15 protein-coding genes are annotated in these 14319 nt (G+C 72.6%); 9 read left to right on the forward strand and 6 right to left on the reverse strand.

Features of this window, described 5'->3' with window-relative positions; all coding sequences use genetic code 11:
- The first annotated feature begins 69 nt into the window (after positions 1-69).
- Together ACZ6TI_RS09395 and ACZ6TI_RS09400 are read left to right on the forward strand one after the other, a co-directional pair.
- Entirely contained in the window at positions 70-282 is a 213-nt protein-coding gene (locus ACZ6TI_RS09395) for a heavy-metal-associated domain-containing protein (RefSeq protein WP_465344521.1), read from the forward strand.
- Positions 275-1276: a hypothetical protein gene (locus ACZ6TI_RS09400; protein WP_465344522.1), complete on the forward strand. Its 1002-nt coding sequence runs from the start codon at positions 275-277 to the stop codon at positions 1274-1276. The genes ACZ6TI_RS09395 and ACZ6TI_RS09400 overlap by 8 nt, the downstream gene beginning before the upstream one ends.
- Here ACZ6TI_RS09400 and ACZ6TI_RS09405 read toward each other — a convergent pair.
- A complete protein-coding gene (locus tag ACZ6TI_RS09405) occupies positions 1273-2415 on the reverse strand; it encodes a class I SAM-dependent methyltransferase (protein WP_465344523.1) in 1143 nt (380 codons plus the stop codon). The genes ACZ6TI_RS09400 and ACZ6TI_RS09405 overlap by 4 nt on opposite strands.
- Positions 2416-2508: 93 nt before the next feature.
- Here ACZ6TI_RS09405 and ACZ6TI_RS09410 point away from each other — a divergent pair, with 93 nt between their 5' ends.
- Genes ACZ6TI_RS09410 through ACZ6TI_RS09420 form a run of 3 tightly spaced genes read left to right on the forward strand, consistent with a single transcriptional unit; the run spans position 2509 to position 3457 of the window.
- On the forward strand, positions 2509-2973 hold the full coding sequence (locus tag ACZ6TI_RS09410; protein WP_465344524.1) for a biliverdin-producing heme oxygenase: 465 nt from the start codon (positions 2509-2511) through the stop codon (positions 2971-2973).
- Complete coding sequence (locus ACZ6TI_RS09415; RefSeq protein ID WP_465344983.1) at positions 2952-3161, forward strand: biliverdin-producing heme oxygenase; 210 nt, start codon at positions 2952-2954, stop codon at positions 3159-3161. Before ACZ6TI_RS09410 ends, ACZ6TI_RS09415 begins: the two co-directional genes overlap by 22 nt.
- Positions 3158-3457 (forward strand): DUF2470 domain-containing protein, encoded by a 300-nt coding sequence (locus tag ACZ6TI_RS09420; protein ID WP_465344525.1) that lies wholly within the window; start codon positions 3158-3160, stop codon positions 3455-3457. Before ACZ6TI_RS09415 ends, ACZ6TI_RS09420 begins: the two co-directional genes overlap by 4 nt.
- A gap of 49 nt (positions 3458-3506) precedes the next feature.
- Here ACZ6TI_RS09420 and ACZ6TI_RS09425 read toward each other — a convergent pair whose 3' ends face one another.
- The 3 genes from ACZ6TI_RS09425 to ACZ6TI_RS09435 form a co-directional block, all read right to left on the reverse strand.
- Positions 3507-5444, reverse strand: a complete 1938-nt coding sequence (locus ACZ6TI_RS09425; RefSeq protein ID WP_465344526.1) for a DEAD/DEAH box helicase — start codon at positions 5442-5444, stop codon at positions 3507-3509.
- 247 nt (positions 5445-5691) lie between these two features.
- Complete coding sequence (locus tag ACZ6TI_RS09430; RefSeq protein ID WP_465344527.1) at positions 5692-5916, reverse strand: DUF3107 domain-containing protein; 225 nt, start codon at positions 5914-5916, stop codon at positions 5692-5694.
- Between the two features lie 38 nt (positions 5917-5954).
- Positions 5955-6602: a TetR/AcrR family transcriptional regulator gene (locus ACZ6TI_RS09435; protein WP_465344528.1), complete on the reverse strand. Its 648-nt coding sequence runs from the start codon at positions 6600-6602 to the stop codon at positions 5955-5957.
- Positions 6603-6759: 157 nt separating this feature from the next.
- Here ACZ6TI_RS09435 and ACZ6TI_RS09440 point away from each other — a divergent pair, with 157 nt between their 5' ends.
- From ACZ6TI_RS09440 to ACZ6TI_RS09450, 3 genes are read left to right on the forward strand one after another with little or no spacing between them, the layout of a single operon-like run.
- A complete protein-coding gene (locus ACZ6TI_RS09440) occupies positions 6760-8670 on the forward strand; it encodes a Daple (RefSeq protein ID WP_465344529.1) in 1911 nt (636 codons plus the stop codon).
- Entirely contained in the window at positions 8667-9644 is a 978-nt protein-coding gene (locus ACZ6TI_RS09445; protein ID WP_465344530.1) for an alpha/beta fold hydrolase, read from the forward strand. The genes ACZ6TI_RS09440 and ACZ6TI_RS09445 overlap by 4 nt, the downstream gene beginning before the upstream one ends.
- 27 nt (positions 9645-9671) lie before the next feature.
- On the forward strand, positions 9672-10487 hold the full coding sequence (locus ACZ6TI_RS09450; RefSeq protein ID WP_465344531.1) for a DUF3152 domain-containing protein: 816 nt from the start codon (positions 9672-9674) through the stop codon (positions 10485-10487).
- 669 nt (positions 10488-11156) lie between these two features.
- On the opposite strand, the gene ACZ6TI_RS09455 is transcribed toward ACZ6TI_RS09450, so the two are convergent.
- The gene (locus ACZ6TI_RS09455) at positions 11157-11777 is read right to left on the reverse strand and encodes a hypothetical protein (RefSeq protein ID WP_465344532.1); all 621 of its coding nucleotides are present in this window, start codon (positions 11775-11777) and stop codon (positions 11157-11159) included.
- 27 nt (positions 11778-11804) lie between these two features.
- Positions 11805-13049, reverse strand: coding sequence for a hypothetical protein (locus tag ACZ6TI_RS09460; protein WP_465344533.1), 1245 nt, complete (start codon positions 13047-13049; stop codon positions 11805-11807).
- On the opposite strand from ACZ6TI_RS09460, the gene ACZ6TI_RS09465 reads away from it, so the two are divergent.
- Positions 12997-14235, forward strand: coding sequence for a DUF3152 domain-containing protein (locus tag ACZ6TI_RS09465; protein ID WP_465344534.1), 1239 nt, complete (start codon positions 12997-12999; stop codon positions 14233-14235). The genes ACZ6TI_RS09460 and ACZ6TI_RS09465 overlap by 53 nt on opposite strands.
- Positions 14236-14319 lie beyond the last annotated feature (84 nt).

Below are 14319 nucleotides of genomic sequence, written 5' to 3' on the forward strand. Positions count from 1 at the left end.
GCGGACCAGGTCGAGCGCTGAACCGCACAAACGCTGTACTGCATAGGATCCGAGCCCGAGAGGAACGCGATGTCTGTCACGAGCACCTACACCGTCACCGGCATGACCTGTAAGCACTGCGTCAACGCGGTGACCGGCGAGCTGACCTCGCTGCCAGGAGTCGACGACGTGCGGGTCGACCTCGGCGCCGGCAAGGTCACCGTGACCAGCGCGGCGCCCCTCGACGCGGCGGCCGTGCGGGCGGCCGTCGATGAGGCCGGCTACGAGCTCGCCGATGCCTGACCCCGACGCCGGCGGCCTGGACGTCCTCGACAAGCCGCCCGCCGCTGAGCGCAGCGCCGGATTCAAGCTGGCGGTGTTCGGCGCGGTGCTGATCGTGGTGCTGTTCGCCGGCTACGGGATCGGTCGCCTGAACGAAGCCACGCCGACGGTCGCGGAGACATCGGCCGCGACCGGCGACGGGCACGCCGTCCACGGCGCCGCGCCGACGACCGCGCACGACGACAGCGGCACCGCCCCGCACGTGCACAACGCCGACGGCTCGGTCACGCCGGGCCTCGCCCAGGACAGCGGCGCGGCGGTCGGCGGACTGTCCGTGACCGGCTCCGGGCTGACCATGGCGCCGACCGCGGCGACCTTAGCCGCCGGCCGGCAGCAGACCCTGTCCTTCGCGATCCGCGGCCCCGGCAACGCCCCGGTGACGACCTACGCGGTGGTGCACGACAAGCCCCTCCACCTGGTCGTGATCCGCCGTGACCTGGCCGGCTTCCAGCACGTGCACCCGACCATGGCGCCGGACGGCACCTGGAGCATCCCGCTGACCCTCGCCGCGCCGGGCAGCTACCGCGCGATCGCCGACTTCACCGCGATCGTCGGTGGCCAGCAGGTGCCGGCCACTCTCGGCGTCGACCTGACGGTGCCGGGGGACTACCGGCCGGTGACGTTGCCCGCGCCGGCCCGCCAGGCGGTCGCCGACGACTTCCAGGTCGCCTATGAAGGCGAGCCGAAGATCGGTTCCAGCCAGCCGCTGTTCATCACGGTGAGCTCGGCCGGCCGGGCCGCGGAGTTGCAGCCCTATCTGGGCGCCTTCGGCCACCTCGTGGTGATGCGCGAGGGCGACCTGGGCTACGTGCACGTCCACCCCGAGCCGCTGCTGGTCGACGGCAAGGTCAAGTTCTGGCTGGCCGCGCCCGGCCCGGGCCGCTACCGGATGTTCTTCGACTTCCAGGTGGCGGAACAGGTGCACACCGCGAGTTGGACGACGGAGATCAGCTAGCGCGGAAAGAGATCAGCGAGGAGCTTCTCCAGCGCCGGGGTCACCGACCACTGAGCGGTCAGGGCCTCGTATTCGTCGCGCGGGCCGGGCGTGCCCGTGCGGCGGGCGCGGAGCAGCAGGTTGCGTGGGGTGTGTGCGGAGTCGACGAACTCGACCACGTCCACCTTGTAACCGTGCACGCGCAGCAGCGAGGCCCGCAGCGAATCGGTCAGCACGTCGGCGAACCGCTCCCGCAGGATGGCCTGCCGGGTGATCTCGCCGTAGGGCGAAGGGGCCTGGCCGCCCTTGAGCTGGGCGGCGATGTCGTGGTGGCAGCACGGCGCGGCCAGCACCCACCGCGCCTGCCAGCGGACCGCCCGGGCCAGCGCCTGATCGGTCGCCGTGTCGCAGGCGTGCAGGGCGAGCACCAGGTCGGGCGGCACGTCGACCACCGCGTCCTCGATGGTGCCGGCGACGAACGTCACATCGTCCGCGCAGCCGAGCTCGGCGGCGAGCGCGCTGTTGCGTACCCTCTGATCCTCGCGGACATCGACCCCCACGACCTGGACCTGGACGCCTCGATCGGCCAGATGGCGGTAGGCCGCGAAGGTCAGGTAGGCGTTGCCGCAGCCGAGGTCGACGACGCGCAGCGGCGACGGCAGCTCGGCGGGCAGGGTGGCCGCCAGCGCGCGCAGGAACGCGTCGACCTGCCGGCGCTTCGCCGCGGTGCCGCCGAGCACCCGGAAGAGCGGATCACCCGGGTCGAGCAGCCACTGCTTCGCGCGATCATGCTCCTGCGGCGCGGTCGCGGCCCCGGTTGCCGCCCGATGCACCTGCGCGTCACCCTTCTTGGTGATCCGCACCTGCACCGTCGACGCCGCCGTCTCGACGTGCCAGTTCCCGAACGGCTCGGCCAGCAGCTCATCGACCGCGGCGGCGGCGTCAGACCCAAGAGCGAGATTCCTGGTGTACGGCCGCGCGCCGTCATCCGTGACGATCTGCAGATGGGTGCCCGCCTTGAGCGCGACCGGCCGCAGCTCAGCCCGCCGCACCGAGGGTGTCTGCCCGCGCCGGCGCCCGGCCGCCACCGCCCGCGTCAAAGCGGGGTCGAGCAGCAGATCGCGCACTTCGGCCAGGACGGACTCGAGGGGTTGGGGCATCCCACTATTCTGCCTCGCCCCTCCAGAACCCCCCGTGGGTTAGGCTGTCCTAACTTCGGGTGACCGAGGCCGGCCCAGGGAAAGAGGTGCACGATGTCCGTCGCCGACCCTCCTGAGACGGAGCGGCTGTCCGCGCGGCTGCGGGCGGGCACCCGCGCCGAGCACGACGCGGCGCAGGGCAGCGGCTTCCTGGACGCGCTGTCCGACGGGCGGCTGCCCCGCGACGCCTATGCCGACCTGGCCGCGCAGCACTGGTTCATCTATGACGCGCTCGAGCAGGCCGCGCTGGCCATGATCGACGACCCGGTGGCACGCGAGTTCGTGCTGCCCGAGCTGCATCGGGTGCCCGCGCTCATCGCCGACCTCGGGTTCCTGGTGGGACCGGATTGGCCGGGGCGGATCGCCGCGCACCCGGCGACCGAGGCCTATGTGGCCCGGCTGCACGCGGTGGCCTTCGATCGGCCGTCGGCGTTCATCGCGCATCACTCACGCGTTATCTCGGCGACCTGTCCGGTGGGCAGTTCCTCGGCCCGGCGATCGCCCGGTCCTTCGGGCTGAGCGGCGACGGGCACCGGTTCTTCGTCTTCGACGGGGTGCGGCCGCCGGCCTTCCGCACGCGCTACCGCGAGATGCTCGATCGGATCAACTGGTCGCCCGCCGAGGAAGAGGCGTTTCTCGCCGAGGTGGCCGAGGCCTACCATCACAACATCGCCGTGCTGGCCGATCTGAAGGAGCGCTGGGCGTGACCGACCCGTTCCCGCCGGACGTGGTGGCGCAGATCGCCCGCCACATGAACGACGACCACGCCGAGGACAACGTGCTGATCGTGCGGGGTCTGGGAGGGGCGTTGCAGGCCACGTCGGCGCGGATGTCCGGGATGGACGCGGACGGCCTGGAGTTCGCCGCGGCGGTGGACGGGGTCGAGGTGCCGGTGCGCATTCCGTTCCGGGAGCGGCTCACCGAGCGCCGGCAGGTGCGCGCCGAGGCGGTGCGGATGTACCAGGAAGCGTGCGCCGCCCTGGGCGTGGAACCGCGGCACTGACGCGAAACGGCCCCGCCTGATGGCGGGGCCGAGTCGCGCGTTAACGAGATCAGGCGTCGGCGGTGGTGCCCACGCCGGCCTCGGAGCCGCCGGTCATTTCGCTGCCGGAGCCGTCGGAGATGCCGGCGCCGTCAGAGCCGGCGGACTCGGCTGAATTGGCGCCGGAGCCGCGGTTGCCGCGACCACCCCGGCGACGCCGCCGCCGTGGACGGTCGCCCGACTCGCCGTCGCCGTCGTCGCCGCTGAAGTCGCCGCTCGAGTCGTCCAAGACCGAATCCGAGGCCGGGGCCGCGGTCTCGGTGCCGTCCGAGAAGAGCGCGGCGGTGGTGGCCGGGCGACGCCGACGGGTCCGGGCCGGAGCCACACCCTCATCGGCCGACACGGAATCGGCCGACACCGAATCGGTCGACACGGAATCGGTCGACACGGAGTCCGTTGCCGAGCCGGCTTCGGTGGCGATCGGCGCGTCCGCGCCGTCCTCGACCCGCCGCCGGCGACGCTGCCGCTTGGGCCGGTCACCGGCCTCCTCGGTCGCGACCGCACCCTCCGAAGAGTCCGGAGCCGGCGCGGACGAGCCGCGCCGCCCGCGCGGACCGCTGCTGCTGCCGCCGCGGTCGCCGCGACCGGACCGGCCGCCGTCCCGGCTGCGTCCTCGCCGCGAGCCCCCGCCGAGGTCCTCCTCGATCTCGGCGGACAGACCCGCCCGGGTGCGCACCGCGGTCGGCAGCGTGCCGGAGATGTCCTCGGGGATGTCCAGATCGGAGTAGAGCGCCGGCGACGTGTGATAGGTCTCCGGCGGCTGCGGCATGCTGAGCCCCATCGACTTGTCGATGAGCACCCAGCGCGGCATGTCCTCCCAGTCCACGAACGTCACCGCGACGCCGGTGGCGCCGGCCCGGCCGGTGCGGCCGATGCGGTGCGTGTATGTGTCCGGGTCCTCCGGGCAGTCGTAGTTGATGACGTGCGTCACGCCGGAGACGTCCAGTCCCCGGGCCGCGACGTCGGTCGCCACCAGCACGTCGATCTTGCCGGTGCGGAACGCCCGCAGGGCCCGCTCGCGGGCGCCCTGACCGAGGTCGCCGTGGACGGCCGCGACCGCGAAGCCCCGGAAGTCCAGATCCTCCGCGACCCGGTCGGCGGCGCGCTTGGTGCGGGTGAAGATCATCGTCAGGCCACGCTCGCGGGCCTGCAGGATGCGCGCCACCATCTCCAGCTTGTTCAGCGGGTGGGTGCGATAGACGACCTGCTTGGTCAGCGGGCTCGGCCCGCTCTCCGCGGTGTGCCCGGCGTGGATGGTCACCGGGTGGTGCAGGAACCGCCGGGCCAGCGCCACGATCGGGTCCGGCATGGTCGCCGAGAAGAGCATCGTCTGGCGCTGCTCGGGGAGCATCGCCAGGATCTTCTCCACGTCCTCCAGGAAGCCCAGGTCGAGCATCCGGTCGGCCTCGTCCAGCACCAGGGCCTTGATCGAGCCCAGCTTCAGCTGCTTCTGCTTGGCCAGGTCGAGCAGCCGGCCGGGCGTGCCGACCAGGATCTCGACGCCGCTCTTCAGGGTGTCCACCTGCGGCTCGTAGGCCACGCCGCCATAGATCGGCAGCACCCGCACGCCGCGGGTCGCGCCGGCCGCGGCGATGTCCCGGGCCACCTGCAGGCCCAGCTCGCGGGTCGGCACCACGACCAGCGCCTGCGGCTGGCCGTCGGCGCCCTCGCTGGGCGCCAGCACCCGTTCGAGCAGCGGCAGGCCGAAGCCCAGCGTCTTGCCGGTGCCGGTGGGTGCCTGCCCGATCAGGTCGGTGCCGCGCAGGGCGATCGGAAGGGCGTATTCCTGGATGGCGAAGGCTCGGGTGATGCCGGCGGTGGCCAGCGCCTCGACGGTCTCGGCGCGCACTCCCAGCTCGGCGAAGGTCGGGCTGTCGGCGCGGACGGGCGCGCGGGTCAGCACGGGGACCAGAGCCGGCTCTGTCTCGATGTTCTCGATGTCGCTCATGAAGTTCTTCGGGTGCCTCTCGTGGTGCGCCCGTCGAAGTCCTGGGCGCGGTATGGATAGGGCGCGGGCCACACGCGAACCAGGTCGCGGGCCGCACGCGCTGTCGCCGCGGCGAATCGTGAAGTCGATCGACGTCGGCGGCGACAAGCCCACTCTACCCGACCATGAGATTAGGCAGCTCGGGAGCGCGATAAGGCAGAGGACCCGGCGACCGGGTCCTCTGCCATGCGGTATTGAAGCGGATGGATCAGCGAGTGGTGAAACCGAACGGCCGGTTGGACGACTCGGCGATCTCCACGTAGGCCACCTTGGCGATCGGGACGATCACCTTGCGGCCCTTCTCATCCGTGAGCGAGAGGACACCATCCTTGGCCATCGCCTCGGACACCGCCTGCTCGACCTCCGCCGGGGTCTGAGCGCTTTCCAGCGACAGCTCACGCGGCGCGTGCTGCACGCCGATCTTGACCTCCACGGGGTCCTCCTTGAAATGTGGTCTATCTGCTTTGAAGGCTAGCCGATTTCCGGAGCCGACCCGTCGCGCAGCGGGAAGCTCGCGATGCCGCGCCAGATCAGGGCCGCCACCAGGGCCTCGGCGTCACCCTTGGGGGTCTGCCGGCCGCTCGCCAGCCAGTATTGGGCGCTCTGCCCGGCGGCGCCGACGAGGCCCGAGGCGAGCAGTGCGGCGTGCGCGGTGCTGACCCCGGTGTCCGAGATGATGGTCTCGGTGACCGCCTCGATGCAGCCCTGCTCGACGCGCTCCACCCGCTCGCGCACCTGCGGGTCGTTGCGCAGGTCGGACTCGAAGACGAGGCGGAAGGCCTCACTTTCGTGGTCGACGAAGTCGAAATAGGCCTCGACCGCGCCCCTCACCCTCTCCTTGTTCTCCGGGGTGGCCAGCATCGCGCCGCGCACCTTGGCGATTATCGCGTCGCAGTGCGTGTCCAGCAGTGCCAGATAGAGCTCGAGCTTGCCCGGGAAGTGCTGGTAGAGCACCGGCTTGGAAACCCCGGCACGCTCGGCGATGTCGTCCATCGCGGCAGCGTGGTAGCCATGTGCGACGAAGATCTGCTGCGCCGCGGCAAGGAGCTGCTTGCGGCGTGCGGAGCGGGGCAGGCGCGTGGGACGCGCGGTCTGCGCGCCGCCGGACGCAGCGGTCATGATCTCTCCAACCTCCGAGGCTTTCGGTCCCCGCTTATCGGCTCTCATCGCCCACCCGGTCGAGTCTTACCCCCGGGCGGGCAATTGTCGCGACGCTGCAACTTATCGCCACTGCCACCACACGGTAGCCTCAGCAAGGGCGAGCAAGGAGCACGCGGTGGACGAAACAGGGCATTCCGGTGACACCGGGTCGACAAGTGGCGGCAGCGCGGAGTCGCGCGACCGCACTCTGTTGAACGGGTGGGCGAGCTCCGGCAACCCGTGGTCCGTCGCCACCGGTCAGACCGATGAGGCCGAGGAGGACATCCCGGCCTGGCGGCGGCCCTCGCAGGAGATCCGTCCGTTCACCCGGCAGGCGCCCCCGGCCGCCGAGCGTCCGGCCGACCTGCGGCCCTTCGCACCCACCTCGCCCGCGCCCGTCCCGCTCGCCCAGCCGGAACCCACGCCGCAGTGGTCGGACCACAACCAGCGTTACGAAGACCTGCTCAAGCACTTCAACCCGGGCCGCGGCGTCGAGCCGATCGCGCCGTCCCGCTTCCAGGCGCTCTCCCGGCCGGACAGCCTGCAGGACGACGACCGCCGCCCCTCGCCGGGTCAGGCCGCTGCGAGGCCGAACCCGCTGCGCGACGTGAGCCTGCCGCGCCCCGAGAGCCCGGGCCCGCCGAGCACGCCGAGCAGCGCGCCGCCCTACCCGTACGAGGGGGATCTGGACGACGCCGCGCAATATCCGTCGCGCTCCCAGGCCACCTTCCCGGCCGTGCGGCCGGCGCCACCGAACCGCGCCGAATCGGCACGGCACGCGCTCGACCCCACGCCGCCCGGTGGCAGCCCGCACGTCGAGCCGCCCAGCAACGACCTGACCCGCACCGCCGAGACGCCCCGGGTGCGCGCGTCCTACGACCCGGAGACGTTCCCGCGCCGGCTGCCCTATGAGTCGCCGCCCCCTCCGCCGCGGGTCGCGCCCCAGAACGAGAACACCACCGCTTATGCTCCGCCGGCGGCGTACGCCAGCGCGATCCCGGTCGCCGAGCAGACCGTCCGCGGCCTGCCCCAGCGGGTCCCGGCGAAGCCGGACGTGCCGACCGTTCCCGAACCACCGTCCTCGGAGCCGACCGCCGAGACCCCGGCGCTCGCCCGCATCGCGACCCACCTGCGCCGCGACGACCTCCTCGCGCCGCAGGACCGGCAGGAGGGCTTCGACGTGCAGGCGATCCTGGCCGCGGTGCGCGAGGTCGAGGGTGTCCGCGACGCGATGCTGCGGACCACCCCGCAGGGCGCCAACAGCCTGCGTCTCGACCTGGCCGAGGGCGCCGACCCGGCCGAGGTCAGCCGGCAGGTCGCCCGCCTGCTGCAGGACCGGATGGGCCTGGACGCCGCGATGCAGGGCGAGCAGACCGCGCCGCCGCCGATGCCCGGCCCCCCGCCGGCGCCCAGCCAGCCGGCGACCATGCAGAGCCTGGCTCCGGCTCCGGCGCCGGCGCGCGTGCCCAGCCAGCCCGGCCCGTCCGAGCCGGTCTCCGGTTCCGCCGCGGTGCCCAGCCAGGACCTGCGCCGCATGCCGACCGCGCCGCAGCGGATCGAGGAGCCCGAGCCCGAGCCGGAGGAGCCCTACGAGTCGACGACCCCCGGTCCGCTGGACGTGGGCGAGGAGCCCGGTCCGCGCGTGATGATCGACAACGTGCAGGTGACCACCTTCGGCACCGAGGCCACCGTCGAGGTCAAGCTCGAGGTGGACGGGCGCACGGCGAAGGGGATGGCCACCGGCCCCGCGGTCGACAGCTACCTGCTGCGGCTCTGCGCCACCGCCGCCGCCGAGGCCATCAACGACCTGCTCACGGTCACCGACCGCCGCCCCGAGGGCCCGGCCCGCTGCTTCGTCGAGCACGCCGGCGCGGTGCCGTTCGGCACCACCCAGGTCGCCGTCGTGGTCATGCTGCTCTCGGTCGGCGGCGCGTGGGTCGAGCAGCTCGCCGGCTCCGCGATGATCGGCAACGACGGGCGGCACGCCATGGTCCGCGCCACATTGGCCGCGGTGAACCGGAGGCTCGAGGCACTCTTGTCCCGATGAAGGGTGCACAACTGGGCGACGACGGCGCGCTGCGGCCCGATGGTGACGTTCCGCCGCCGTGGCCGGCCCGCTGGGTGCAGATCGACGGCGAGGCTCTCCAGGTGCGCGACACGGTCGCGACCTCGGCAACTGCGGAACCGGCCGTCTTCGTGCACGGGCTGGGCGGCTCCTCGCAAAACTTCACCGACGTGGCCGGCCTGCTCGCCGACCGGTTCGACGGCCAGGCGATCGACCTGCCCGGCTTCGGTTACAGCGACCCCCACCGGCGTTACTCGATTCCCGCGTTCGCCGACAAGCTGATCAAGTTCCTGGACGGCGAGGGGCGCGGGCCGGTGCATCTGGTCGGCAACTCGCTGGGCGGCTCGATCTCGGTGCGGGTGGCCGGGCTGCGGCCGGACCTGGTGCGTACCCTGACTTTGATCTCCCCGGCGATGCCCTTCCTCAACCCGCGCCGCACCGCCCAGGGCCCGATGCTTCCCCTGCTCGCGCTGCCTCTGGCCGACCGGCTCTTCGCCTGGGGGATGGCCCGGCTGACCGTCGAGGAGATGGCCGACCAGGTGATGATCGCCTGCTTCGGCGACACGTCCCGGGTGCACGCGCAGCGCCGGGCCGAGGCGCTCGAGGAGATCAAGCTCCGTTACACGGTCTCGCACTACCCCAAGGCCTATTTGGGTACGCTGCGCGGCCTGGTCGGCAGTTTCGTGCGGGCCTACCTGCCCGGTGACAACTCACAGTGGCGACTGGCCGGCCGGATCAGCGCGCCGACCCTGGTCATCGGGGGTCTGGCGGACAAGCTGGTCGATCCCCGGGTGCCCGCCGTCGTGGCGCGGGCGATTCCGGACAGCCGGCTGATGATCCTGCCGCGGGTCGGGCACGTCGCCCAGATGGAGGAGCCCCGCCTGGTGGCTCGATCGATCGTCGGCATGCTGGACGAGGTCGGTTCTCCGGTGGGCGGCGTCTCCCGGGTGATTTGACCGGCTTTTTGTGGCAACCTGGTCGGGATGATCAGAGCCCGCAGGCCGCCGGATCGCCGCTGGCTCCTCGCCACGCCGTTGATCATTCTCGCCGCCGTGGTCAGTGCCGGGATGCTCCGCGCTGCCCTGGACCAGCGCTCGGCCGCTCCGCCGCCCGCGGCGACGGCCGAGCAGTCGGCGTCACCGCGCAGCTCCGGCCAGGCGGCGGCGGCCGAGGAGAAACCCGAGACCGATCCGGTACGCCTGGCCGGCCCGGTCCCGCCGAAGGGCGCCGGCCAGTTCTCCTACGCGGCCGGCCGCGGCCGGGTGCTCGGGTCGGCCGGCCCGATCCGCCGCTTCCGGGTGGCCGTCGAGCGGGGTTCGGGCGAGGACCTGTCCTCGTTCAGCAACGACGTGGAGCTCATCCTCGGCGACCCGCGCAGCTGGATCGGCAACGGCCGGGTCCGCCTGCAGCGGGTGAGCGGCAACGACGCCCACGACTTCACGGTGTTCCTGGCGACCCGGGACTCGGCGGGCGAGATGTGCGCCTCGGGCGGCATCGACATCAGCGCCGGCAACAAGCCCTACACCTCATGCCGAACCGCCGACCGCGTGATCATCAACCTGGACCGGTGGCGGCTGTCCGCGGCGCCCTACATCGCGGCCAGGGTCCCGCTGGAGGTCTACCGCCAATACGTGATCAACCATGAAGTGGGCCACGAGCTGGGCGAGGGCCACCAGGATTGCCCGCGCCGAGGCGGGCCGGCCCCGGTGATGGTCCAGCAGACACTGTCCCTGCGCGGCTGCGTGCCTTACGCGTGGCCTCGCCGCACCAACCGCCCGTTCTCCGGCCCGACCCTCTAACCGGCCCCGCATGGGCCGACCTGAGGCTGCGTTCTCGCGTTTGGGTGGGGTCGGCCTGGGGCTGCGTTCTCGCGTTTGGGTGGGGTCGGCCTGGGGCCGCGTCCTCGCGCATAGATGGGGTCGACCTGAGTCCGCGTCCTCGCGCCTGGATGGGGTCGACCAGAGGCCCGCGTCTCTGCACCTGGATGGGGTCCGCCAGAGGCCGCGTCCCGGCGCACCTAGCCACGTTCCCGCGCGCCTGACCTGCGGTGAGCTGCCTCACGGCGTGTTGCGTCCGAGGTGGGCGCTGTTGGCCCGGAAGCGTCTCGGCCGGCGCCGCAGGGGCTGCTTGAATCACCGGGGCGCGGCCGCCTCGGGGCATTGCTTCGTCCGAGGGCGCTGGTGGAAATGGCCCTCTGGCGGGTTTATCTGGCGGTCCGGCCGGCGGTTCGCACGGGGACTCGGGAAACGCCTGTGACGACGCCCATGTCATGGCACTCTGGCTTATGTTATGGCAAAGGCGACAAAAGGTTCCGCAGACCCTCGGGCCGCCGCTGAGGATCTGTCCAACGGGGACCACACGACGGCGTCCTCCCCGCGCACCTCCAGGTCGGCTGCCCGCCCGGCCCCCGGTGCCTCCCCCTCCTCGCACGCTTCCGCCACGTCGACCGGGTCGCAGCCGGTGCGTGGTCAAGGTGGCCGGTTCGCGCCGGCTCCCTCCTCGGGTACGCCCAAAGCCCGCCCGCCGAAGCCTAAGCCCGGCCCGACCACCGGCCCACCGCCGGTCCGCGGCCCGAACGGCAAATTCGTCCCGCGAGCCGCGACGCCGAAGCCCGCACCCACAAAGCCCAAGCCGGCGGTTCCTGGCTCGGCTGCGGCGAGGTCGGCGGTTCCTGGCTCGGTCGGGACGAGGTCGGCGGTTTCTGGTTCGGCTGGGTCGAGGTCGGCGGTTTCTGGTTCGGCTGGGTCGAGGTCGGCCGCTCTTGGATCGGCTGCGGCGAATTCGGCGGCATCCAAGTCGACGAACGCGAAGCCGGGGTCGGGAAAGCTGTCTCCGGTACAGCCCGCCCTTACCGGGCCTGTTCCGGCGGTGCCGGTTGCAGCCAAGTCGGAGACGGCGCGATCGCGGCCCGGGGAGCTGTCCCCGGCCGAGCCAGCCGTTGCCGGCCAGGCGACAGCCGCGTCGGTCGTAGCCAAGACCGCTGCGGATGCAGCGGTCGCAGCCAAGCCGGCGGCAGTTCGATCGATGGCCGCCAAATCAGGATCTGCGAACCCGTCGAAGCCGGTCGTGGCCGAGTCGGGCTCGGGCACGTTGGAGTCTGTCAAGGTCGAGCCGGGTCAGCCGGCCGAGTTGAAGGTGGCCGCGGCCACGTCGAACACCCCGCGGCGGGCCGCCACCACGGCCAGCATCCCGGCGCGCAGTAGCTCTGCCGGTGGCGGGGTGCGCGAGTCGACGACCAGCGCACGGCGGGCTGCTGCTCGGGCGAAGTCGGGCGCCGGTTCGACTTCGCGCTCGGCGGTCGCCAAGGAGGCCGCGAGCCGGTCGTCCTCGGCCCGTGCCAAAGCCGCTGGATCGGCCACCGCGGCAGGCAAGCCCGCGACCCGCCCGGCGCCCTCGGCCACCGGCCGGACCACCCGCGCGGCCACCGGTTCGACCGCCACCAGGAGCACGACGGCCAAGACCGCGGCCAAGACACCGGCGAGGACCGCGACAAGGGCCACGCCGGCTGAGGTGAGCGCGGCCAAGGTGAGCCCGACGAAGGCCGGCCCCGCCAAGGCGACGCCAGCCAATGCGAACCCGGCCAAAGCCAGTCCGGCCAAATCGAGCGCGCCCCAGGACAGCCCGGCAAAGGCGAGCCCGTCCAAGGCGAGCCCGACCAAGGGCAGCGCGGCCAAGGCGAGCGCGGCCAAGGACGGCCCGTCCAAGGCGAGCCCGTCCAAGGCGAGCCCGACCAAGGGAAGCCCGGCCAAGACGAGCCCGGCCAAGACGGCGATGACAAAGACGGCGGCGACCAAGACGGCGGGAACGGCGACACCGGCCAAGACGGCGGCGAAGAGCACGCTGGCCAAGGCTGCGGCCGCCAAGACCCTTGCCAAGTCGACCCCGCCGAAAGCGACACCGGCCAAGACAGCGGCCACCAAGACCGCGGCCACCAAGACCGCGGCCACCAAGACACCGGCCAAGTCGACCGCCACCAAAGCGACTCCGGTCAAGAGCACGCCGACGAAGAGGGCGCCGACGAAAGCCGCGTCGCCAACGGCCGCGCCGACGAAGGCCGCGTCGCCAACGGCCGCGCCGACGAAGGCCGCGTCGCCAACGGCCGCGCCGACGAAAGCCGCGTCGACAACGGCCGCGCCGACGAAGGCCGCGTCGGCAACGGCCGCGTCGACAAAGGTCGCCGAGACAAGAGCCCCGGCCGCGAATAGCGCGCCGATCAAGCCGCCCGCACCGAAGTCGGAAGCCCCCCGGACGCCGGCCGCCGAGCCGATGAGCCGGACGACGGAGCCCACGCTGCCGCCGCCCCCGCCGATGGCCACCCCGGAGATCCGGCCGACGTCGCCCGCCGCGATCGCCCCGGTCACGCCCGCCGCCCCGCCCCCCGAGGCGGTCCACCCGTCGGCGCCCGAGGAGATCCACGCGCCGGCGCCGGTAGACGAGCCGGTTCCCGTACCCATGGAGAAGCCGGACCTGAGGGCCGACACCGCGGAGATCCCCCGGGTCGAGGCGGTCGAAGAACCGCCGGCTCTGCGCGGCGGCGGCATGGTCACCCCGACCCACCCGGTGCTCCGCCCGGCCGCCGAGAAGGACCACGGCTTCGGCCTTCCGCCGCTCGGCGCGCCACCGATCCTGCCGCCGCCCGAGCCGCCGCTCGAACGCGAACCCGAGCCGGCCCCGTTCACCCCGGGCGCCCGCAAGGCCCTGCAGCGCCGCCGGCTGGTCGCTCTGATCGCGTTCGTGCTGCTGGCCGTGATCGTGCTGTTGGTCGGGCAGTTCATGCGCGGTGACAACGGCCGGCGGGTGACCGAGACCAACCCGGCGTCCTCGGTCGCGCCGCAGGGTGGCATCGGGGAGCCGACCGCGGTGGCGCCCACCGCCACGACGGCGGGCGCGCCAACCACGAAGGCCAGCGCGACCGGCACCAGCACGGGAAGCGCGAGCCGGGCGCCGGCCGACACCGCGGACACGTCGCCGACCAGGGCGGCGGGCGGGACCACCGGGTTCGCGTTCGTCGCCGGCTATGGGCCGGTGCTGGGCACCTCGGGCACGCTGCGCCGGTTCAAGGTCAGTGTGGAGAAGACGCTCGGTCAGGGCAACGGCGGCGACTTCGCGGACGAGGTGGATCGCACGCTCGGCGATCCGCGGGGGTGGATCGCCGGCCGGCAGTTGCGCCTCCAGCGGGTGCCGGCCAACGCCGCCAGCGAGTTCACCGTCTATCTGGCCTCGGCGAAGACCGCCGGGCGGATGTGCGACTCGGCCGGTCTGAACACCGACGGCTACACCTCCTGCCGGCTTCCCGGCCAGGTGATCATCAACGACGCCCGGTGGCAGGACGCGGTGCCGGATTACGACGCGCCGCTGGAGACCTACCGGGCGTACGCGATCAACCACGAGGTCGGGCACCAGCTCGGCCACGGCCACGAGGCCTGCCCCGGCAAGGGCGAGCCGGCGCCGGTGATGATGCAGCAGACCTACGGCCTGAACGGTTGTGTGGCGAACTCGTGGCCGTACCTCGACGGCAAGCGCTACGCGGGCAAGCCGACCGCCTGAGGGCTATTCCCTATCCCGCATGTCGGGCCGGTGTCGCACGTCATGCCCGCTCGCGGCCGATCCGAGCAACAATGGGTGCCGCAC

It is taken from the genome of Actinoplanes sp. NPDC051388, from assembly GCF_055586225.1.

Coding starts and splice junctions, on each gene's coding strand:
- ACZ6TI_RS09395 (WP_465344521.1), top strand. CDS start 70: ATGTCTGTCACGAGCACCTACACCGTCACCGGCATGACCTGTAAGCAC.
- ACZ6TI_RS09400 (WP_465344522.1), top strand. CDS start 275: ATGCCTGACCCCGACGCCGGCGGCCTGGACGTCCTCGACAAGCCGCCC.
- ACZ6TI_RS09405 (WP_465344523.1), bottom strand. CDS start 2,415: ATGCCCCAACCCCTCGAGTCCGTCCTGGCCGAAGTGCGCGATCTGCTG.
- ACZ6TI_RS09410 (WP_465344524.1), top strand. CDS start 2,509: ATGTCCGTCGCCGACCCTCCTGAGACGGAGCGGCTGTCCGCGCGGCTG.
- ACZ6TI_RS09425 (WP_465344526.1), bottom strand. CDS start 5,444: ATGAGCGACATCGAGAACATCGAGACAGAGCCGGCTCTGGTCCCCGTG.
- ACZ6TI_RS09435 (WP_465344528.1), bottom strand. CDS start 6,602: ATGACCGCTGCGTCCGGCGGCGCGCAGACCGCGCGTCCCACGCGCCTG.
- ACZ6TI_RS09445 (WP_465344530.1), top strand. CDS start 8,667: ATGAAGGGTGCACAACTGGGCGACGACGGCGCGCTGCGGCCCGATGGT.
- ACZ6TI_RS09450 (WP_465344531.1), top strand. CDS start 9,672: ATGATCAGAGCCCGCAGGCCGCCGGATCGCCGCTGGCTCCTCGCCACG.
- ACZ6TI_RS09465 (WP_465344534.1), top strand. CDS start 12,997: ATGGCCACCCCGGAGATCCGGCCGACGTCGCCCGCCGCGATCGCCCCG.